10 protein-coding genes are annotated in these 23,375 nt (G+C 40.0%); 1 reads left to right on the top strand and 9 read right to left on the bottom strand.

Annotated elements, in window-relative coordinates; genetic code table 11:
* Positions 1-10 precede the first annotated feature (10 nt).
* From WG954_RS13215 to WG954_RS13195, 5 genes are all read right to left on the bottom strand, one after another.
* On the bottom strand, positions 11-3,007 hold the full coding sequence (locus WG954_RS13215; protein ID WP_340437083.1) for a SusC/RagA family TonB-linked outer membrane protein: 2,997 nt from the start codon (positions 3,005-3,007) through the stop codon (positions 11-13).
* Positions 3,008-3,122: 115 nt separating this feature from the next.
* Positions 3,123-4,976 (bottom strand): RagB/SusD family nutrient uptake outer membrane protein, encoded by a 1,854-nt coding sequence (locus tag WG954_RS13210; protein WP_340437082.1) that lies wholly within the window; start codon positions 4,974-4,976, stop codon positions 3,123-3,125.
* Between the two features lie 17 nt (positions 4,977-4,993).
* Positions 4,994-8,107, bottom strand: coding sequence for a SusC/RagA family TonB-linked outer membrane protein (locus WG954_RS13205; RefSeq protein ID WP_340437081.1), 3,114 nt, complete (start codon positions 8,105-8,107; stop codon positions 4,994-4,996).
* A 133-nt stretch (positions 8,108-8,240) separates the two neighbouring features.
* Positions 8,241-8,486, bottom strand: a complete 246-nt coding sequence (locus WG954_RS13200; protein ID WP_340437080.1) for a hypothetical protein — start codon at positions 8,484-8,486, stop codon at positions 8,241-8,243.
* Positions 8,487-8,767: 281 nt separating this feature from the next.
* On the bottom strand, positions 8,768-9,343 hold the full coding sequence (locus WG954_RS13195; protein ID WP_340437079.1) for an RNA polymerase sigma-70 factor: 576 nt from the start codon (positions 9,341-9,343) through the stop codon (positions 8,768-8,770).
* 738 nt (positions 9,344-10,081) lie between these two features.
* On the opposite strand from WG954_RS13195, the gene WG954_RS13190 reads away from it, so the two are divergent.
* Positions 10,082-14,230, top strand: a complete 4,149-nt coding sequence (locus tag WG954_RS13190; protein ID WP_340437078.1) for a hybrid sensor histidine kinase/response regulator transcription factor — start codon at positions 10,082-10,084, stop codon at positions 14,228-14,230.
* Positions 14,231-14,394: 164 nt separating this feature from the next.
* On the opposite strand, the gene WG954_RS13185 is transcribed toward WG954_RS13190, so the two are convergent.
* The 4 genes from WG954_RS13185 to WG954_RS13170 are packed head-to-tail and all read right to left on the bottom strand — an operon-like array spanning position 14,395 to position 23,372.
* Positions 14,395-16,425 carry a DUF2264 domain-containing protein gene (locus WG954_RS13185; RefSeq protein WP_340437076.1) on the bottom strand — a complete coding sequence of 677 codons (2,031 nt, stop codon included), beginning with the start codon at positions 16,423-16,425 and terminating at the stop codon, positions 14,395-14,397.
* 8 nt (positions 16,426-16,433) lie between these two features.
* Positions 16,434-18,830 (bottom strand): alpha-L-arabinofuranosidase family protein, encoded by a 2,397-nt coding sequence (locus WG954_RS13180; RefSeq protein WP_340437075.1) that lies wholly within the window; start codon positions 18,828-18,830, stop codon positions 16,434-16,436.
* Between the two features lie 20 nt (positions 18,831-18,850).
* Positions 18,851-21,205 (bottom strand): beta-L-arabinofuranosidase domain-containing protein, encoded by a 2,355-nt coding sequence (locus WG954_RS13175; protein WP_340437074.1) that lies wholly within the window; start codon positions 21,203-21,205, stop codon positions 18,851-18,853.
* 13 nt (positions 21,206-21,218) lie between these two features.
* Positions 21,219-23,372 (bottom strand): glycoside hydrolase family 43 protein, encoded by a 2,154-nt coding sequence (locus WG954_RS13170; protein ID WP_340437073.1) that lies wholly within the window; start codon positions 23,370-23,372, stop codon positions 21,219-21,221.
* Between the last annotated feature and the right edge of the window lie 3 nt (positions 23,373-23,375).

Below are 23,375 nucleotides of genomic sequence, written 5' to 3'. Positions count from 1 at the left end.
AGATCATACTTTAAAAATTGGCCCTGATTCCTATGTTATAATTTCTGAATTGAGGGGTGCTGGCAATTGACAACTCCAAAATTTTACGATTTTGAGCGAACGTGTACAAGTTGGCCCCGGAAACATAGACCAGTAAATCTTTGACAAATAATTTAGCCGATACCTTTTTCGGAAGATTGTAAGTCAACTGCACCTTGCTGAGATTAAAACGGTTTGTGTTGTACAACCAAAAATCAGAACTGCGGAAATTATTGGCGCTTTGCTGCGAACTTAAGCGTGGATATGTGGCAGTGGTTTTTGTGGCTTGTGTCCACCTGTTAAGTACAACCTCCGAATACTTGAGATCGCCGCTTACCCAATAGTAGTTGTTATTTGTTAAACCGTATCCTCCATTATTTCCGGTACCAAGTACAAACAAATTAAAAGCGTTGTAAGTGATATTTAAGTTAATTCCATAACTGAACGGCGCAATAAAACGACCGATCATCACTTCATCCCGGCTATCAATAATGTTATCTCCGTTTTGATCTTTGTACTTAATATCCCCTGGTGTTAATGCTGTACCGAATAATTGTCTGGGGCTGGTGCTTATATCATTTTGATCCATGAAAAAGCCATTGCTTACAAGCCCAAAGATTGCATCTACAGGTTTACCTGCCCGGTTTTGATAAGGATCGAGAAAAAGTTCATCACGTTTTGTAACCTTTGAATTAGCATAGGTAAGATTTGTTCCCAAGCTGAATTCTACATTTCCAACCTTCTTGTTTACATTCAACATAAGGTCGAACCCGCTACGCTGATTTGTGTTGTAGTTTGTGTAGGGGACGAACGTGCTGAGATAATTTGGATACTGTGAAAAACGCTGTGTGGGAAGACCTGCCATCTGCATTTTGAATACAGTAGTCTGAAGCGAAATAAGATTATTGAAAAAAGACCCTTCTAAACTTAGATTCACCTCTTTTCTCTTTGGAAATGACAGGTTAGGATTAGGTCCCCAAGCAGCGGTAGTAGCCTGATTAGAAGAACCCGTTAAACCATCATTCCATGTATAACCTGCGCCCCTGTTGTACGTATTATCATAAATAAAGAAAGCATCGAGGTTGTTTCTGGTCATATCAAGATCAGTATTTAGAATACCTGCAGATGCTGATAGCTTTAAATAATTGACCACCTTGGAATGCGCCAGGAAATTCTCCGAACTAAGTAACCATCCAAGGCTTCCGCTTGGAGAGAAACCTGTGCGGTTACCTTCCGGCAACCGTGTTGAGTTGGCATAAGTGCCGGTAAAGTCGGCCCAATACTTGTGTTTGTAGTTGTAGCCAACCTGTAATCCTAAATGGGAGTTAGTAATTTGCTGGTAGATATCATTCACCGTAATTTTCGACATATAACCTAACAACTTAGCTGAAACATTATGAACATTGTTTATGGTCCTGTCATAACCAAACCAGGAGGAGAAAGCAACGTTCTGCCTTTGCGCCGTATTATTGATATTTTGCGTACCTGGGCGGGCATCCTCTCCATATTTACGAGCCGTGGTCAGAGACAAAGAATCGGAAGTAGCGCTCCAGATAGGATCGTACACAGCATAAGTGTTGCTGATTGACTGCAGGTAGGAATTGGAATAATCTAAATTGAATAATGTGTGAAAAGACAATCCCCGTAACACCGAGTTGAGATCGGCATTAATTTCATTGGTTACCTGGAATATACGCCTGATGTTCTTATCATATCCGCCAACATACAAGTCAGCTATCGGATTTGTTTGAAAACTTTGTAACCCGCCTAATAAGTATCTACCATCAATCAGGTTACGGCTTGCAGCCACTAAACCAAGAGAAGTTTTGTCGTTTGGAGATATTAAATCTATAGGAATTAGAGGGCTAAACCTGTTGGGCAACAATGTAGCCGCATTGCTCCAATAGTTGCCACGTGCCCTGCGGCTTTCGCTAAAAACGGCAGAAACATACACCGAGCTTGAAATCTTATCATTGAGTTTAAGGTCAATATTACCCCTTACATTTAAACGGTTGTCGTTTTCATTTTTACCCTCACCTAAATTCAATAACGTTGAACTGTTTGCAAAACCGACGTTTGAATAGAATCGTGCATTATTATTTCCACCCGAAAATTCAGCGTTCGCATTTGTAGCATTCTGGTATCTTTTCAGGTATTGTGATGAGTAATAATCCACACTAGGGAAACGAAATGAATTACCAGTGCGATGATTTTGAATAGTAGCTTGTGTAAAAAAATCTGCGAGGCCATCATTACGGCGTGCTTCATTATATAAATTCATATAATCAGCCGAATTCAGATAGCTGGGAAGATCACTGGGCAATGCAACTCCGGAATTAATTCTTAATCCTATTTTAGGTGTATTCGCTTCACCTTTCTTTGTGGTAATGAAAATAATGCCTTTGGCCGCCTGGCTACCATAGAGGGCAGCAGCATTTACTCCTTTTAAAACAGATATCTGTTGTATTTCGTTAAAAGTGATATCCGAAAATTCACGGCGAACTCCATCGATCATAACCATGGCATTTTCCATGCCCCAGATATTGTTGCTCCATAACAGACCTGCTACCCTGCCATTCATTCCGCCTTCAACTGAAAGACTAAAATCACGGTCGATATAGGTTCCTGGGTTAAGTACGCTTATGGCCCCGGGAAGATCCTGTTTGTCTATTTGTCCAAAAGGCATGTAAACTTCTTTCTCTCCACTCTCCGCCGCCATCCCGATTCTCGGAGGTATTGCCGCAGCCCGCAACGTCAGCATTTTATAGCCTTTAGCGTTTAGTATCACAACAGAGTTTGCCGGAACCGTGATTGAAAATTTACCGGTGTTATCAGTATAAGCTGTGGTTTTGCCTCCGTTACCCGCCACAAGAACCCCCGAAACAGGCGCCCCTTTTTCATCGTGCACAATTGACGTGACGGTAACCTGGCTCACCTCCTGTGCTTTTAATACCGTTGAAAAGCACAGGAAAATAGCACAGTATGCCATGCATATTTTTATACACTTCATTAATTTCGTTTTACAATTCACTTCTTTCGTTTTAAAGGCTTAGAAATTTTTATTTCAATACTCGCTCATCCAGACAGTAGTACCACCAACCGCTTTACCAGCCCGGATTTTGCCCGAAGGCCGGATAAATATTTACCTGGTTAGTTGGTAATGGAAGCCAGTTATGTTTCTTTTCAAACACTCGTGTAACTACCACCCTTTCTCTAAGGTTGATGGGCTTGCCGTTTGGTCCACGGTCAAAGTCGATGACAGTTTTTTCAGTATATTTTTTCTGATCGGCTACCTTCCATCTGCGCAGATCATGCCAGCGCAAACCTTCAAAAGCAAGTTCAACAGCCCGTTCCCGCATAAGCTCTTCCATAAAAGCATCTTTAGTGCCGGTGTATCTCGCATCTACCCCGGGAACTCCTGCCCGTGTTCTGATTTTATTTACAGCCTCTATTGCAGTTAGATAACCCGGAGCACTGCTTTGAGGGGTGCCATAGCCATGCAATACTGCCTCAGAATACATGAGGTAAACATCTCCTAAACGGAGATAGGGAATTATAATGTTGAGATTGTTCCATTCATTGTCGGTATTATTACAGCCATCTGTTACAAATCGACGAATGAGATATCCGGAGCGACTTGCACTGGCATCAATGCGTAAGTTGCCGCCATTAAACAGATTGGCATATTTATAAGCGGCATTCCCGGTACCACGGATCATTTGCACACCATCATAAGTAATGTCTTTATAAAAACGAGGGTCTCTGCCTGTCCATGGATCTGCAGGATTGTAGCCCGACCCTGCTGCATCAAGGGGAAGTCCGTTCGCCATTCCAAAATAGTTAACATAGTTAGCTGCAGGTGATGATATACCGGCTTCACCGCCCAGTGGTGGGGGTATAAACATGTTAACTAGTGACCATCTGGATGCTCCGCCCGGTCCCGGACTATAAGCAGGCGGGCTAACAATAACCTCCGGATAACCGGGGTATTTTCCATAAGATGATATTGTAAAAAGAATGTCGGTATAATTGGCCCATGGTATTAACTTATAATAAGCTTCTCCACTACCGCCAGGTTCTGATGAAATTTTCAGAGCACGGGCAAAAGCATCAGCAGCGTCTTTGCACAATGCCTGGTCATAACTGGCCGAACCGGTTGATTGTTCATTCATCATAGGGCTCGCTGCATACAACAAAGTTTTACCCTTGAATCCAAGCGCCGCAACTTTGGTTATACGCTGCTGGTTATTTCCGAGGGTCAACTGTCCAACGGCCGTATTGTCCCAATTAGAGGGCAGTAAGGCCGCAGCATCCTCGAAATCTTTCGCAGCCTTAAGAGATGTCTGGCGATAGTTGAGCCTTGGCAACTCTAATTTTGCACTGCTTGACAGCACTGTATCAATATAAGGAAGCCCTCCCCAAAAGCTCATTAACTGGAAATGGAAAAACCCACGGAAAAACAACAGCTGTCCTTTAATAACATCTCGTTCTTCCTGTGTGGCATTCACCATTTTATCGATATTAGCCAGGCCAAGGTTTGCTTTTCGAATTCCATACCACGCTAAAGGCCATAGTCCCTTACGTTGATGGTTATTCCCAAGATTATCGGCACCGGCGCCATTATCGTCGAGCCAGCTATTGTCCCAGCCACCACCACCGGTTTGCCAGGCCCTGTAATTACCATTATCAAATTCAGCGTTCAGCCTGTAGTTTGCATTCGTAGTTGACAGTACATCATCTCCCGTATTCCACTCACTGTTCCAGGTAGCCTTTGACATATCAGGAAGGCAATTGTGTAACTCTTCGGTAAACCCCTGGAAACTCCGGAAATTCAGAAAAACATCTTTTTCCGTGATTGTGGCTTCCAATGGCCTGTCGAGATATCGCTTACAAGATACTGTTGCTAAAACTGCGAACAGTACAGCCACAGATAAAGTTATTTTTATTGACTTTTTCATATTCAACTTTTAATCGTTTATAAACTAAGATTGAAACCAAAATTGATGCGGCGAACAGTTGGATAAGCGCCCTGTCCCGAAGTATTGCCGTTGCCGATGTTTGCTTCACGATCGTCAGGCATTTTACTCCAGAAAAAAAGATTGTTTCCGTTAATAAATAATCGCATCGATTGAATTCCTGTCTTTTTTAACCATAACGGATCAACAGTATAAGCTACTTCTGCTGTCTTTAAACGTACATAAGAACCATCATATAGGAAAAAATCTCCATAAGCGCTGTTAGATCGTAACGATTTCCATCTGGGTAAAGGAGATTGAGCATCGGTATTATCTTTTGACCAATAATCTCCCTGCTTGTAAACAGAATTCAGCTTTGCATTGAAATTCGTTTGAGTGAGTTCCCGTGTTACATTATTTACCGCATAGAATTGAATCATCACGGTTAAACGCTTGTAGTCGAAACCTAAAGTAGCGGTATATGTATTTTGAGGTCTCGCCGGGTATGCGAATGGCACAATATCCGCCTCATCAATTCTTCCATCGCCATTAAAGTCAACGAGGTTGAAGTTCCCGGGCATTTTGTTATTGTCGTTTTCATTTAAAATACCGCTGCCGTACACTTCATCCCATGTATTATAGTACCCTGTACGAATATAAGACCTCGCCTGCCCGATCTGGTATCCCGCCTGTTTACGATATGCATCCAGCAATTGGGGATCGTCCCGATCAATTACCTCATCCTTGGCGTAGGTCATTGCGGTGTTCACCCATATGCGCATATTCCTTTTAAACCTTTTATTAAACTTGAGTTCCACTTCATATCCCTTTACCACTGTCTCACCAAGATTGGAAATTGGCGGAGTACCTCCGTAATAGGCAGGTACTGCCCGTTGGTTACCATTTATTAGAACGTCTGTGCGATGATCTTTATACAGTTCAACAGTACCTTCAAAAAGTCCTCTGAATATTGAAAAGTCTAAACCGATATTTGTCTTAGCCACTGTTTCCCAATGTACATTTGGGTTGCCGATCGTCCTCTCTCTGTAATTTACATACGGGCTGGCGGCATTGTTATCACCCATGCGGGTTTGTCCTCCATAGCCCCACTGCGTCACATACAGAAAATTATCACCTACATTATCATTTCCTACCAAACCATAAGAACCACGGAGTTTAAGAGACGATACCCATGGAAGTTTGTTCATGAATTTTTCATTCGTTATTGTCCATCCAATTGCTGCCGAAGGAAAAAAGTCGAACCTGTAATCGGGGCCAAACTTTTGTGAGCCATTGTATGCTCCGTTAAATTCAGCAAAATACCTGCTGGCAAAATTGTAAGTAACCCTGCCGACCCAATCCTCACGATAATTTGCGAAATTGCTACCTGTAGCATTTTCGTTACGCATGAATAAGCCCATTGCTGTAATATTGTGCCTGCCTATTTTAGCGGAATGGTTTAGTTGCAGTTGATACACCTTCTGTCTCCTTGTTCCCCCATTGTTAAATACATCAGATGCTCCTGCCCACTGCGGTAGTACAAAGTCAAACTGGTTTGCTCCTGCCGTATTTCCATATAAAACTTCCCCGGTAACTGGGTTGATCCATTTAGTAACCGCATTTGGAGCTGCAGGGTCAGTTATTCCCCCGTTTGCAACAAAAGTATTATCAAGCGAATAAGAGCCTCTGAAGCTAAGGTTTTTGATCAAAAAGCTTAGGTCCTGGTTAAGCACAAAATCGGTTGACATTTGGGTGGTCTTGGTATTCAAAACACCATTGTTTCCAAGTATCAGGGCAGGGTTATTGGTTGAAACCGGGTCGAGCGGATAATAACCGTAAGAACCGTCGCTGTATTTAGGATAAAAAAGATCAGGTGCATTCCCATATATGCCCTGGTACCACGAATACTCAAAACCGCTACGTGAATTCTGTTTGTTTCCGTGTAGCCCGGCCAGGTTTACTGAAAGGTTCGTGGTCTTTGTTAATTTGAAATCGAGATTTGCACGAATGTTTAACCTGTCATAAAAAAATCCCGTCTTATAACCTTTACCATTGTCCGGTATTTTCATAATGTCGCCTTCGTGAAGCACATCAACTGAAGTAAAATATTTTACAAACCCGGATCCGCCTGAAATATTGACGTTAGCATTTTGAGCCCAGGCCAGTTTTTTTAGCGACTCCTCTTGCCAGTCAATATTGGGATACCGTTGTGCCTCCTGCTCATTTGCGGGAAAACGATATTTATTAATTATTGCCTGGGGGGTGTAGTCCGCCCATGATGCGGGACTGATTGCTAATTCCCGCTCGATCGCCATATTGCGAATTTGTAACGCATCGTAAGCATCATATTTCTGCGGAAGACGGGAAGGCATCTTCATTGTAGAGTTATAGGTGAAATTTATGTTCGCCTTACCTTCAACACCTCTTTTAGTAGTAATAAGAATAACACCATTGGCGCCCTTTACACCAAACACCGCAGTGGCCGATGCATCTTTTAAAATAGAAACACTTTCAACAGAGCCAATATCAACACCATTCATCGGACGTTCGATTCCATCTACTAACACCAAAGGACTTGAACTATTCCACGTACCCTGCCCCCTGATATAAATGGTGGGATCCTCGCCACCTGGTACACCTGTTCCCTGTACGGTTATAACGCCAGGCACATTGCCGGTGAGTGCAGCACCAATATTTGACACACCTCCCGCCCGTTGCAGCACCTTGCCGGTAGTTTGACTGATGGCTGCCACCACACTCTCTTTCTTCTGCCTTCCGTAACCCACCACAACAACGTCTTCCAAGGTAGATCGGGCAACGCCCAACCTTACTTCTATAATACTTTGTTCAGCTACAGTAATTTCCATTTCTTCCATTCCAACATAACTTATCACAAGCGTTCTACTTTTTGTGGGAACAGTTATTTTGAAATTGCCTGACGCATCTGAAGTGGTTGCAATAGCTGTGCCTTTTACCTTTACGGTAGCACCGGAAAGAACAACACCAGATGAATCTTTAATTGAGCCTGAAACCGTTCGGGAATTTTCTTGTGCCGTCACCGGTACTCCCGTCAATAAAATGCAGAAAAGAGCAATTATTAGCTTTTGCAGCGAGTTTTTGGCCACGCATTTCATACTTGATTTTTTTAATTTATAGAAAGCTTTGATTTCATTAATAATCAAACATTCTTTGCTGAATGCTCAATGGTTTTTTATTTAGGAAGTAGTTGCAATCGATGTTATTTTTCTCTCTCTTGTTTTAAATTCGTTATAACCAAAAACATAAAAAGACGAACATTGCGATAGATCCATTTGATCCAGGCTTATTATCTTCTTGTGTTGCCGTTTTCTTTTCACCCCTTCCCGGTTCAACTTTTTCGTTCTCTGTGTCAGATTGATCCGGAGCGATGGATATATGGTTGATCAATCGTTTAAGGTGTTTTTTGTAAGCCTGTTCTTTTCTTTGATCTGAACCCTCTTCTTGCTCGTTATCTAACTTTTCTATCATCATCATGCGATTTAAAAAATCAGAATTGTAATTCAGAAGATGTATTGAGTCTCATTTTTTTACCTGTTTTGCTTTGTTTCTTTGGCCGAACTATTATCAAAGTCGTTGATTTCAAAACAGTAGGAGCCCCCTGTTAGAATAGACAACAGAGATTTGAAAATGTACCAAAGACGTTTTAAACATTATTAAAAGAACTTTTACTATTACAAAGAGCAAAAACTGATGAATGAACGGCACTACAACCACTTATACTAAACTCTGTTAGCCTTTGTGATGGACACCTGCCTCTAAGTAGTAACCGCTATTCCAAACCGGCGAGTAGCACCGTACGACAGTGCATCTCCAATTTTTTTATTAGCAATGGTCATTTGATTGCGTACTGTGAAAACAGAAATATTCAATTCAGTGGCTACTTCTTTGTATTTTAATCCTTGCTCTCTTACAAGCTGAAAAACCATTTTGCATTGTGGAGGAAGCCCATGTACGGCCTGCTCGATTCCTTTTATTGTTTCATTTGAAATAAACAGATCTTCCGGGGTATTGAATTCAATAACCGTTTCTAAGTCTATATCGTTTAAATAGTAAAGAGGGTCTCTTAATTTTTTTGCCAGGTAATTAAGCGAAAGATTTCGTGTAGTAGTATAGAGATAACCCTTGAGATTATCAATGCAATGCAGCTGGCCCCTTATCTGCCATAACTTAATAAATGAATCGGAAACAATCTCTTCTGCACCTTCACGGGACTTAACGAGGGAATATGAAAATCGATGAAGGCCATCAAACAGGAGCATATATAGTTCTTTATATGCCTTCATGTCCTCATGCACGGCAAACTGGCGTTGCAAATCTTTTATCTCTTCCATATGGCAATCAGTAGTGGTAATCCTGAATTACATACAATGGCACCACACAGAAATTCTATGTTAATTCCAAAGCAGTTAATTCATATTTGGTATATGGGTTAACTAAACAATCGTATGAATGCGGTCAAAATCTGGCTTTTACAATGAATTCAAATATTTTGTTTTGCTCCTTTGTTTTTGCGTTACCTACCATCATACATTTTCAAAAATTCTTCAAGCAATTCAACAGCGAATGTTCAAGCTTGTCATCATTGCATAAAAAATTTCTAATGAATCAAAGCTAATTTTTGAATATATCCTGAGCTGGCTCATTTGTTGAAACTTATAGAACAAATGTTCAATTGTGATTTTATGCAACCGATTAGATTGATTGATTATCAATTAGTTGCATTTTTGACTATTTTTAAGGATTGATGATTATTCTAAAAACTAGTTTTACATTAGCAGTTGTAATCACTTATTTGAATTGAATTTAATAGTGCTATTTCAGGATGCGTTTTGCATTCAGATTTGGAGAAGGTTTTGTTTCAGATTATAAGTGCAGGTATTCAAAATTCTACTACCAAGCAGCATTTTGACAGAACAGAAATCTTCTTTCAATTCAAGCAAAAGGATTACAAGGAACGAACGTCAAAGATGTCTTACGAAAGAAATGATCGTATATTAGAAAAACCGTGAGTTGCAGTAGCATTACTGCTTTTTTGTGTAACCATTAAATCAATTGCTTGCTGCTTCCAAATGTCAAAAAATAAGGCTCTCTTACTTTCCTGCATATGTTTGTTTACCTGGCTGTCAATTGCCACAGCACAAGAGGATATTAATTTTACCACCCTGACTACCAAAGATGGTCTGTCTTCAAATAATGTAAATGCGATAATAAAAGACAGGTATGGGTTTATGTGGTTTGCCACCGACGATGGTTTAAACAGGTTCGACGGAGCCAACATTAAAGTTTATAGAAACAAGCAAACTGATTCTACAAGCCTCCAAGCCAACGAAATTTTATCGCTTCATGAGGATAAGGAGGGTGATTTATGGGTTGGTACAAGCAGCGGCTCCCTTAGTTTATACAACCGAAAAAAAGATGCCTTCTTCAACTTTCCGTCTAAACCTGCTGAAAATGCCATTCGAAATAATGTAATACTGAGCCTCTGCACCGACTTCCAGGGGAATTTATGGATCGGTCATTATGATGGCATAAGTATTATGGATAAAAAAACTCAGCGCATCTCTGATTTTACTACCGGTAACCGGTCTCGTTTTAAACAACATTGTAATATTCTTTTTGAAGACAGCAAACACAGGATGTGGATTGGAACTTCTGCAGGCTTGTTCCAATATATAAGAGAAACAAACACCCTCACGCCATTTCTTTATTCCGCAAATGATCCGGCAAGTTTAAGCAACAATCATGTGCTTTCAATTACGGAAGACAAAGCCGGCAATATATGGATCGGCACAAACGATGGATTGAATATCCTGAACGGGAATGGAAAAGAATTTACGAGGTTTAAACATATCGAAGGAACCCGGCAAACAATCAACAGCAACGTCATTTATTCATTAGTTACTGACGAGTCAAGTAAACTGTGGATCGGTACATCAAAAGGCCTGAATATACTTGATACCAAAACAAAACATTTTACTGGCTACACTTTTGACCCCCGAAATAAAAATGGCCTTTCAAGCAACAGTATTCGTTGTGCTTATGTTGCCAAAGAAGGTATTTGTTGGATCGGTACTTTTCTGGGCGGGGTGAGCAAGTATGATAAGAATCTTACGCTTTTTAATTTAGTACAGAGCAACCCATTTGACAAACAAGGGTTGAATTCTCCTATCGTTACATCTTTTGCAGAAACAAAAGACGGAAAAGTTTTTGTGGGTACAGATGATGGTGGCCTTAGTTTGTTTGATCCTGAAACAAAATTATTTCAGCAAATCAATATCAAGTCAAGGCGTCCGGAGGGAAAACGGCTTTCGATCATAACGTTAACAATGGCGAGGAATGATCAATTATTGATTGGCACTTTTGGTGATGGATATTTTGTTTATGATCAATCTTCCGGTAGATATGAACAGCTGTTGCAGGGAACAAAAACTACCGATATTAATTCAAACCATATCTATTGCATTAAAGAAGATAGAAAAGGCAACCGATGGATAGGCACCAATGGGGATGGCATTATTGTTTTAAGTAGTGACAATAGAGTACTATTTAAACTAACACCCAACCCAACGTTATCAAATGACATCAGCCTACCCATCAATGGATACATACGTGATATTGTAGAAACTAAAAATGGCGACATCTGGATTGCCACCCACGGTGGAGGAATTGCGGTTTATAATCCTTCTTCAAGAAAATTTACAATCTACACAACTTATAACAGCAAATTACCCAACGATAAAGTTCTTACATTATTAGAAGACATGCATGGAAATGTATGGGCTGGTACGTTTGGCGGGGGCTTGGGATTATTTAACGGGAAGACTAATCAGTTTATTTCCTATTCAGAAAAAGACGGACTAAACAATAATAATATTTACAAAATAATTGAAGATAGTAATGGTCTTCTTTGGATCAGCACAAATAAAGGGCTGACCAGCTTTGATACACAAACAAAAAAAATCAACAATTACAGTTATCACAACGGCATTCAGCATAATACGTTTATTCTTGGATCAGGGTTGAGGTTAAGAAACGGGGATTTGTTTTTTGGAGGACTCGAAGGCTTCAACTATTTCAATCCTTCAAATCTGCAAAAGAATAAAACTGTACCACCTGTAATAATTACTGACCTTAAAATTTCTAACAGGTCGGTAGTTCCTTCTGAACACGGCCCCATAAAAGAAAATATTATTACTGCCAATGAAATAAATCTTGATCACAAACAAAACTTTGCTTTAAGTTTTGTGGGTTTAAATTATACAGCTCCTGAACAAAATCAATATGAATACAAGCTGGAGGGGTTTGATAAGGACTGGATCAATATCGGCAATGCATCAACAGTATCGTATACAAATATATCTCCCGGACAATACATTTTCCGGGTAAGGGCAAGTAACAATAATGGCGTATGGAATAAAGAAGGAACATCTATTAAGATAAATGTACATCCCCCATTTTGGCGAACAATTTATGCGTACATATTATATACGCTGATCGTTGTGGGAGGGCTTATCTATTTCCGGCACAGAGGTATTGAAAAAATCAGACGTAAGTATATACTTGAGCAGGAAAGCTTCCATGCAGAGCAGGAACGCAAAGAAGCGGAACGAATTCATGAACTGGATCAATTAAAGTTAAAGTTCCTGACAAACCTCAGCCATGAATTCCGTACGCCAATCTCTCTGATACTTGGTCCTGTAGATAATCTTATTGCGCAGGAAAAGAATAATGCTTTCCAGGTACAGTTGAATATGATCAAACGCAATGGCAAACGATTGTTGAACCTGGTAAACCAACTGCTCGACTTCCGTAAGATGGAAGAACAGGAATTGAAATTGCAGACAAAAGAAGGCGATCTGATTTTCTTTTTAAAAGAAGTATTTGACTCTTTCCTTGATCTGTCTGAAAGAAAGAAAATCAATTTCTCTTTCTCAACGAATGTTGAAAAGTTTTATACGGTTTTTGATCATGATAAAACAGAACGTATATTATTCAATCTCCTATCAAATGCATTCAAATTTACACTTGAAGGAGGAACTATCAAGCTTGAAATAGAAAAGCATGAAAGCAACCACAACAATTCCGACGCACTTATTTCAATGAAGGTTCACGACACCGGAATTGGAATACCATACGATAAACAAGAAGTAATTTTCGAACGCTTTTTTCAGAATACTACAGCCGCTTCTATTCTTAACCAAGGCTCAGGGATCGGGCTATCTATCACTAAAGAATTTGTAAGAATGCATGGCGGCACAATAGCTGTAGAAAGCGTGCCCGAGAAAGGAAGTACATTCATCATTCGGATTCCATATACAGAGTTAATAGTACCTGACCAAGTCGAAGAACAGCAAGAACAGGCTTCATCTGTTGAACCCGCATCAGATACTCCAGAACCAGATGAAGAGAGAGTTGAAGAAGCATTAGCGTATGACGGATCAATTATACCATCTATACTGCTTGTAGAAGATAACGATGATTTCCGATTTTATCTTAAAGAAAACCTGCGCTTAAAATACAAAGTTATTGAAGCTACAAACGGGTTAGAAGGCTGGCAGAAAGCATTATCCATACATCCAAGTCTTATTGTTAGCGACATCAGCATGCCACACATGGATGGCATTCAATTGTGTAATAAAATTAAAGCAGACAAAAGAACCAGCCATATACCTGTAATACTTTTGACGGCCTTAACGGAAGAAAAAAATCAAATCAAAGGTTTGAAAACAGGGGCAAGCGACTATATCACAAAGCCATTTAATTTTGAAGTGTTGAATGCCAAGATCAAAAACCTGTTGGCTTTAAATGATTCATTAAAGAATACTTATACAAAAAGAATTGAAGTGCTTACGCCAAAAGTTGAAGTAGAATCATCAACTGATAAGCTAATTCAAAAAATCGTTTTCTATATTGAAGATAACCTCACCGACACCCAACTATCTGTTGAAACACTAAGTCGACATGTTGGCATGAGCAGAAGTACTCTCTATAGCAAATTGCTCGAGCTAACGGGACAAACGCCGGTTGAATTTATACGTTCTGTTAAACTTGACAAAGCAGCACAGTTGCTGGAGAAAACTGAGTTGACTATTGCGGAAGTAGCATACTCTGTTGGATTCTCAACGCCTACCTATTTTGCAAAATCATTCAAAGCAAAATTCAACATGCTGCCGTCGGAGTATATGACTAAGATGAGAAAAAAAGGCAAACCGGAATGAGAAACAAATGCTCAAAGAGGGCAATGAAAAAAGATTGTGTGATTTATAAGTTTGCAACCCGACCAAGTTCCAAGCATAAAATATCACATCAGCATGCTGAGGACAATGCATTTAAAAAATAAGGGCACTTCGAATCGAATCGCCCTTTTCAATAATCAGATCTATCAATTCACATCAAACAATGTACTCCCGTTTCTCATTTTCACTTCTACCTTTCCCGCTGTTACATTCACATTCGTTACAGGCACCAACTCATCATCCGTCCATTTGTCACCACTCTTTTTCCACAACATCAGTGTTATAAAAACAGAACCTTTCTTTGGATTCAATTGCTGCGATGCATTAATTACCATGCTTTCTTTACTCTGCGGATGCACATTGGTTGTTGCTATTGCTTTTGCAGACTTCCATTCTTGCACTGGTACTAATGCCAACTGGTACTCACCATTGTCGATAATGGTTGCAGTATAGTTTTTTACTTTTCGTAAAGTAGTTTTAATGGGCGTGTTCAACTTTGGCAAAGCATAATGCCCCAAACGAATTTCTGTTATTGTATCGCTCGTTACTTTATCAACACGGAGAATACCGTTGGGTAAAGGCATGTCAGCAAGTTGAAATTTGATATTGTTGTTTGTTTCAAGAACGACATCACGATAATAGATTCCATTCTCAAACTTTTTAAAATCATACAAGCGCAGCGGCTCCCATTCATTCTTTTTATTGAGTACGATATAGTTCATGGCTACAACACCTGCCACACTATCAGCCTGCCAGGGAAAAGCACTGTTATACGAAAGACGATTATAATTTTCACTTGCACGGAAAGGTTCGTTTGCACCAATAGCTTTTACTTTACACCATGCTCTTATTTCCGATGCGCCGATGTTTGGATAATCGGTGATGAGGATATGCGAACTGTCTTGGTATTTGTTATACACGTTTCCTTTCTTTAATTCTTTTTCCCATGCACCTTCGTTTTCAGTTGCTGTCCAGAATGGATTGTCTTCAGGAATCATCAACGCTACAAATGCTTTACCCATCCAGTAAGCCGAACCTCTGCAACTGTATGGTTGTACAGCCGGTTCAAATGCTCCGTAAAAACCAAGCGTCGGCACATTGTCCTGCATAAATTCCGGATGCTGTAAGAACTGTAACATAACAGAAGAAGATATTCTGCGCATCCAACCATAATTGATCGTAGGATCATTTTCATAACCCATTAACGGAAATGGTGCTATGGAACCGATACGGTAACTCATACTCCTGCCCCACATCAGCATCTTTCCATCACGACTAAAGAGATAAGGATAGTTGTTCTTTACATCATTAAAATTATTCATGAACTTCTTAGCATACTCGGGATAATATTTCTTTCCAAAGTATTCACTCCATACCGGGCCATACATCTGAAAAGCCCACATACTGTAGTAATCGTATGCAGGCGCATCGTTATACCATCCACTACCATGATAATGCGCTAATGATTTATCAAGATATTCGATCAACAATTTTTCATTGATCTCATAACCTCTACTCTTGAAAAAACTCAATACGAAAATGTTGAAGAACTTCCAGTTCGATGCAACAGTTTTTCCATCACCATAACTCAACATGGTTGCAGCCAATGCATCTTTCTGTTTTTTTGTCAACGGATCGAACAATACTTCCGGCGCATAAAACATCGATACAGATAATGCACCAAACTCAACCAATATCTGGCTTGGCCCCCCGCCCTTTGCCTGCGGTTTAATATAAGATGGATGTTTCGGATCAAGCAAATTCAATATCTGGTGACGATAATAATCAGCCACTTTAATATTGCTGATAACGAGATTCGAATCTTCTTTCAGCAACGGAGCAGCAATGAATAAAGTGCGCACCAAACCTTCCAGTTTTTCAGTTGGCACCTGTGCTTCACTTCTTGGGTAACTTTTGCCCGGCTGTTTGGGAAATTTCATCGGATCGTCCAGCGAATGGATATAACTGAACGCACCTTCCAGCAAATACATTGCTGCATCTTTCCAATGCTTTCTCGTCATACCAGTAAGCGGACTCTTCTTAAAATCAGGCTTATCTAACTTAAAAACTGTTTTGCCATTTACCTGTGTTGAGTAAGCCGGATTATGTACTTTATTCTGCGCAATTGTATTAAAGCTTATAGCTAAAAGCAGAAAAAGTATGAAGCTATTTTTCATTCAATTGTTTACTTCGCTTTTATTCTTAAAACAGTAAAAGAGTATTTTGGCAAAACCAGTTTATTGTTGAGCACAACATCAGTTGTGGTTACAGGTTTTACATTCTTCTCATCAGGATTTCCCTGTAAGACTATTTTCGCTATGCTGTAATTACTAAAGTTCAGATCTTTAAAATCAACAGTTGCTTCAACCGGTAAAAGATTAACGAGTTTAATAATCAAATCACCTGTTTTTGCATCTCTTACAACCGACTTTGCAATACGCTTTTGTATATCAGCATTCGTGTTATCAAGGGTAAAGCTGCTTTCGATGTATTCATCACCGGCGTTGTTGCCAAACATTTTCTGCACTTCATAACCCGGCGTGAGTTTCACATCGCTGTTATTAAAGTAAATCATATCAGGATTCCATTGTGTATTACCCTCTCTTGCCAGCAATGGTGCGTAAGAGGTCATTTCAACTACATCACCGTTTCGTTCAACACTGCACAAATACAATGCTTCTGCCAATGCAGTTTCTATGTTGTTAGGTCGCCCTTTCACATGCGCCGCATATTCACCGAGATACACTTTCGGCTTTTTGCGATCATACTTATCATAGTAATCCTGGTTATTGATCAACCATGCAGGTGGCACATAATAATGTTCATCAACCATCGGCACACCCATTTCGGAAGCGAAGTCCCAACCGAAACTATAATCGCTTCCTTCGTAAAAAGGACCTACTGTTCCTATTACTATGATTGCAGGATATTTTGCTTTAATGGCTTTATAGATCATCGCAAAGCGTTCTTTAAACACTTCCGATATCAGGTCTTCGTTACCGATACCAATGTATTTTAAATTGAAAGGCGTCGGATGTCCTGCTGCTGCACGAAGTTTGCCCCATGTTGTATTTTTATCAGCATTGGCCCATTCTATCAAATCGAGAATGTCCTGAATATACTCATCCATTTCATTGAGTGGAATACCACCTTGCTGACCTGCAATGCCTGTCTGATGATGATGACTTGAATTCTGACAGGGAACACCTGCAGCAAGTACAGGCAATGGTTCTGCGCCGATGTCTTCACAAAACTGAAAGTACTCGTAATAACCAAGTCCCATTGTTTGATGATAGCCCCATAAATTAAAATCGGGTTTACGCTCTTCCAATTTCCCAATTGAATTTTTCCATTGATAAATATTATCAAGACCATTACCATGCGCCAAACAACCGCCGGGGAAACGCATAAAGCGTGGTTTGAGATCGGCAATGGCTTGTGCAAGATCAGCTCTTAAACCATTCTTCCTGTTCTTAAATGTCTTTTGTGGAAAGAGAGAGATAAGATCAATTGCTGTCTCCTGCTTTTTTGCGGTGATCGAAAGCTTTGCATGTTTTACAGAAGTCTTTGCAGTGAATACGCTTTGATATTGTTTCCAGTTTGATGCATTGACTGCAATTGTAATTTCGTTTGAAACTTTAGCGCCATTACTGTCAGTCAACACAATGGCTAAACTGCCTTTGTTTGCCGAACGTGCAAAAAAGGAAAGATCATACTTCTCTCCTGCTGTAACAGCAATACCATCAAATCCATTATTACTTATTTCATCACCGCTTTGCAATACTGCATAGTGAAGATTGTTTTTAGTAATGGGTTGTATACTTTCAATAACAAGCTTTCCATTTTTGCTTTTCCAGTTGGTTGTGCTGTTCCATTCTCGTCTATCTTTTGAAGTATATTCAAAATCCCTGTTCTGGATCAGCTCTCCATACAAACCGCCATCAGCAGCATAATTCAGATCTTCAAAAAAAACACCAATCAGTTTATCGCTGATCTTTTTTTTGTTCTCCATATTGATGGATAATGAAACATTAAACGGTTTTAGTGACGCATTCTTCTCTGCAAAACTTTGCGCAGTTACACTGTATAGCATATTTCGATATGCTTCAAGGTCGGCATGGTTGATCAACGCCTGTACAAAACTCCACGGTTGTTTATAAATGACTGCAGCATTGCTCAATGCTTTATTAATTGCAGGAAATTTTATTTTTACTTCATCATACAGGAAATAATCCTGGGGTTTCCACAAAACAAGATCGCTGGTAGTTGCAACGCCTACCACTTTGTGTTCAGCTTCTGTAAAAAAATAACAGGCCCATTCTGTGCTGCTGTTCTTTACCAAAACAGGATCGTACATTTTTTTACTTGACCCCCATCTGCCGTAATCACTTCTTAAAAAAGAAAACTCATTGCCGATGCTTATCCACGTTTTGCCATCAAAGCTATAAGCAATGTGAAGTCCGTTTTTATTATCGTTCTTGCCCGTAGTATAACCTTTTACCAAAACTGAATCGGGCTCGTGTGCAAAAGCGCAGCAGTACCCCACCATTAAAAACAGAGCCAGTAATAACTTTTTTTTCATCTATCGGTTTTTAAATGATTTTATTTCAATAACCGCACATAATAAATACCACCCGCAGTTGACTTTTCTTTCGCCACAAACTTTACGGTGATTATTTTTTCTTTTGCTACTTCTGCAGGCAATGCATAATTCACATCAAAAAACTGATCGCCTTTTGCACCATTCAACTCCACTGTTTGCAACAACACATCATTCACATAAATATCAAACAAACGGTTACGATCCTGCCCGAAATAAGTAATACGCAATGTGCGTGCAGCAGCATCGGCATTTTTCAACTCATAGCTGAACCATTTCTTTGCTGTACGCCAGTGTCGATCTTTATTCACACCTGCTTCTGTCTGTTCTCCTTTGAAAGCATGATCTGATTCCGGTTGCTGTTCACCCGGCGCAACCTGGTCGACAGTTATTTTTTCTAACGCCAGCCTTACTTCTTCTTTCTTTCTTATCTCTTCTTTAATTGTTTCCAGTTGTGCGGGTGTTGCATAGCGCCAGTACAACATGTAACGACTGTCATGAATTGTATAAAAAGGAACCAGTTGCAGATTCTTATACTTTGCCGGATATACGAGGGAAGATGCAGTATAGGTAAACATTTTACCTTTTACTGGTTGCAACGAAGTAATGTTTTTCTTATCAGCCGTTACAATCATAGGTGCATCTTCGATCGGATACAGCGCACCATTAGCAATATGGCCCATACGGCTGTCATCAGCTTTTAATCCAGTTGTATTGGTAGAATCTGTTGCAGCAGCCAATACAATAGGGCCACGAACAAAACTAACCCACGATGAACTGTCGGGCAAAAACTCTGCTTTTATTTCCATCGGCAATTGAATCGACAACACATCACCTGTTTTCCAAATCCGTGTTATTGAAGCATACGAATTTTCATTGCGCTTCACCTGCACTGCCTTCTTATTTACAAATGCTTTTAACTCACCGTCCTTCACCCATGATGGATAACGGAATAGAATCGCAAACTGATGTGGCCTTTTAATAGTGATCGTTAAGTTCGTTGTTTCACTATTGGGAAAAGTGGTCTGCTGTTCAACCTGCAAACCTTTTTCTTTCCAGTTGAGTTTTGAAGGAATAAAGAAGTTGACGTACAGATCATTCGCATTATGTGCATAGATCAACTCGCCATACTTACCATGATTTTCCATACCTGTACCTACGCAACACCACATACCCTTTTGTGGTTGCGAATACACACGGTAATGCCGTGGACGGATGGGTGTGAAATAAACAAAGCCGCCATCAGGATGTTGTGATGAAAGAATATGATTGTACATGGTTCGTTCATAATAATCCATGTATGAAGCAGAAGGATGCGCCAGAAACAACTGCTTCGACAATTTAAGCATGTTGTAACTGTTGCAGGTTTCAGGACCTTCTTTGGTATCGATCATCGAAGAAAAATCGTTGGCAGGATGAAAATGTTCACGCACACTGTTGCCGCCGATCGAAATTGTTCTGTGGTTTACAACTGTATTCCAGAAGAAGTTGGCTGCATTTGCCCAGCTGCTATCCCCTCCTATTTCTGCAATGCGCACAAAGCCGATCACTTTGGGTATCTGTGTATTTGCATGCAAACCATTGAGTGCATCTTTTTGTTGCAGCAATGGATTCAGTATAAACTGATGCGATAAGCGTTTTGCAAGTTCTAAATATTTTTTCTCACCTGTTATCGCTGCCACATCTGCAAAGGCTTCATTCATGCCACCATGTTCGCTACGGAGTATCGTTTGCAGTTGCTCATCACTCAGCTTTGATGTAATCGTATAAAACCAATCAGATAATTTTATAAGAATTGTTTTTGCTTTTTGATTGCCTGCAATTGTATATGCATCTATTAGTCCTGCATACAGTTTGTGAATATTATACAGCGGCACCCATTTATCATTGAGTGAAAATCCACCCGCATTGATCTTTCCGGCAGCAACATCCTGCCACATTTTTTTACCGCCGGGTATACCGCCAACATAGCCATCTGCATCTTTCTGCTGACATTTCTCCAGCAGATCGATCATGTAGGTAAGTCGTCTCAATACTTCTGTATCACCTGTTGCAGCGTACATGTTTGCCAATGCAGAAATATAATGCCCGCCGATATGTCCATCTAATCCGGAATTTTCCCAATTGGGATAACTGATCGCTTTCGTTTCAATTCCAGCTTCTTTTAAGAAAGGTGCAAGTAATCGATCAACATCGAGCGACAGTATATATTTCTTATCCGTTTCCTGCGCTTGTTTAAAGGGACTGTTTAACAAGCGTACATCTGAAAGTGGAAATATTTTTAGTTTACTTTTCTGTGCAAAGCAATTAACACTTAGCAAGAATAAAACAATAGTGCTGAGAAAAACTTTCTGCATAAAACAATCGCATTTATTTACCTGAAGTTACAGATAGTGGTTTAATTCCTTTATGTGTTGGTGTTACCAGCTTAATGCTTCCATCAACATTGAACTCCATTTTATCAATACATACTTCACGGTTGAAGCCGGCAGCACCACCCATCGTAATTCCTTTTGGATAATTGAAACGATGATAAACGATATACCATTCATCTTTACCGGGAAGTTGTAAAACTGAATTATGTCCTGTGCCGTAAATACCTGTTGAAGGATCTTTTGCTATTACTAAATTTTCTGTTGGAATAGTAATTGGGCCCAGTGGTGATGTTGAAGTTCCGTAACGCACCCGATAGTTTTCACTTCTTGTATCATCCTCACTCCACAAGAAATAATAAATACCATTGCGAAAGAAAACGGTTGTTCCTTCTCGGAATGTTCTGTCAACCTTGATCGTCTTCAACGTTTCCTCTTTCAACGAGATCATATCATCATTCAACTCTGCAACTGCCATGTAGCCATTGCCCCAATACAAATAACTTTTTCCTGTTTGCGGATCAGTAAACACTTCGGGATCAATTTCCTGACCGCCTCTAACGCCTTCAGGTTTTTTATCAATCAATGCCTTACCCATATCTGTAAAGGGACCAGCAGGATCATCCGCAACCGCAACACCAATTTTTTGCGCTGCCGTGAAATAGTAAAAGTATTTGTACTGACCATTTACTTTCTTTTCAATAATGCAAGGCGCCCATGCATTGCGTTTGGCCCAGCTTACGTCTTTATTGAGATCAAGTATAATGCCTTCATCTTTCCAGCTTACCAGATCAGTTGATGAAAAAGCTTTGAAATAAGTTCCAGACCAACCATCAAACCCATCACTGGTTGGATAGATATAATACTTTTTTGTTTTTTCTGAATACAGCACATCCGGATCAGCATAAAAACCTTCCAATACAGGGTTATGATTTTCCTGTGCAATTACTTTCCATGTTTGTGGCTGCTGTCCTTTAATGTTCAGTACATATTTCACAGCAGCATTTGTAAAATCCTGTGGCGTTGAAGGCGATACTGTTGTTGCAGGCAATAAACGGAAAGCAGGATTGAATGCTTTGAGATTTGTGCCGGGTTTCACCGAGAGATAAACAGTTTTATTAACGGTATCAACTCTTGTGTTGATCTTTTTAATTTGTTTTGATGTAGCGTTACCCAGCACATCTTCAGCTGCTCCCCATTTCTTCATCAAACGTTCTGCTTCTGCTGCAGTAATGGGCATTACTGTTCCATGACGTGGATGAAAGTTCATATTCACTTCCTCATCAATCACTGTAAATGTTTTCAGGTCTTTTGTTTTTGTGAATTGATACCTGCCCTTGGTATACACATCATACATCAAAATGTATCCTTCCCCATTGTTCAGTTTAAACACACCCGCACCTTCAACCGGATCTTTTGTTTGCTGCACATATTTATCCTGCAACACATATCCTTCGGTTAATTTATCTGACACTGCAATTTTAATACCCGCCCCCTCACCTTCTGTTTTAAAGAAGAGATGATACTTGCCATCTTTAAAAACAATATCACCATCAATGCATGATCCGTTTGTTGGGCTATAGAATAATTGTTTAGGCTCTGTTTCCAGATCGGTGAACGCAGCATTGGCATATGCATAGTAAATGATGTCGGCACCTTTGCCATGCTTCATCGACCAATAGATCATATACTTCTTCGCCTTAGTATCATAAATGGTTTGCGGCGCCCATACACGTAACAAGCTATCATTACCTGCAAAACGTTTCTGCATATTGATGATGCTGGACGACCAGTTAATAAGATCCGTTGATTTGAGCAATACCATTGCCCTGTTTGAATTCCAGCCATTGGCAGAAACCATATCGGTTACCACCATGTAAAATGTTTTACCATCAGCACCACGCAGAATATGCGGATCACGCACACCACCTGTTTCACTGATTGCAGACGATTGAATAACAGGTTTATTACCGTTCAATGCACGAAAATTATATCCATCGGTACTAATGGCAAATTTTATCTGTTCATCAGCTTTTGCGTTACCTGTAAAATAAGTGAACAGGTACGCTTTATATTGTGCAGATGCAATGCCTGAAAACAAAACCACGGCACAAAGCATCGCTAACATTCTCTTACTGTACTTCACATTCATACT

The sequence above is a fragment of the Lacibacter sp. H375 genome, assembly GCF_037892425.1.
In the GTDB taxonomy this organism is placed as follows: domain Bacteria; phylum Bacteroidota; class Bacteroidia; order Chitinophagales; family Chitinophagaceae; genus Lacibacter.
Note: the sequence above shows the minus strand (reverse complement) of the source record. Positions and strands in the feature narration are given on the sequence as shown.

Bases quoted from the DNA above. Each gene is read 5' to 3' on its own strand.
- WG954_RS13215 (WP_340437083.1), bottom strand. From the start codon at position 3,007: ATGGCATACTGTGCTATTTTCCTGTGCTTTTCAACGGTATTAAAAGCA.
- WG954_RS13210 (WP_340437082.1), bottom strand. From the start codon at position 4,976: ATGAAAAAGTCAATAAAAATAACTTTATCTGTGGCTGTACTGTTCGCA.
- WG954_RS13205 (WP_340437081.1), bottom strand. From the start codon at position 8,107: ATGAAATGCGTGGCCAAAAACTCGCTGCAAAAGCTAATAATTGCTCTT.
- WG954_RS13200 (WP_340437080.1), bottom strand. From the start codon at position 8,486: ATGATGATGATAGAAAAGTTAGATAACGAGCAAGAAGAGGGTTCAGAT.
- WG954_RS13195 (WP_340437079.1), bottom strand. From the start codon at position 9,343: ATGGAAGAGATAAAAGATTTGCAACGCCAGTTTGCCGTGCATGAGGAC.
- WG954_RS13190 (WP_340437078.1), top strand. From the start codon at position 10,082: ATGTCAAAAAATAAGGCTCTCTTACTTTCCTGCATATGTTTGTTTACC.
- WG954_RS13185 (WP_340437076.1), bottom strand. From the start codon at position 16,425: ATGAAAAATAGCTTCATACTTTTTCTGCTTTTAGCTATAAGCTTTAAT.
- WG954_RS13180 (WP_340437075.1), bottom strand. From the start codon at position 18,830: ATGAAAAAAAAGTTATTACTGGCTCTGTTTTTAATGGTGGGGTACTGC.
- WG954_RS13175 (WP_340437074.1), bottom strand. From the start codon at position 21,205: ATGCAGAAAGTTTTTCTCAGCACTATTGTTTTATTCTTGCTAAGTGTT.
- WG954_RS13170 (WP_340437073.1), bottom strand. From the start codon at position 23,372: ATGAATGTGAAGTACAGTAAGAGAATGTTAGCGATGCTTTGTGCCGTG.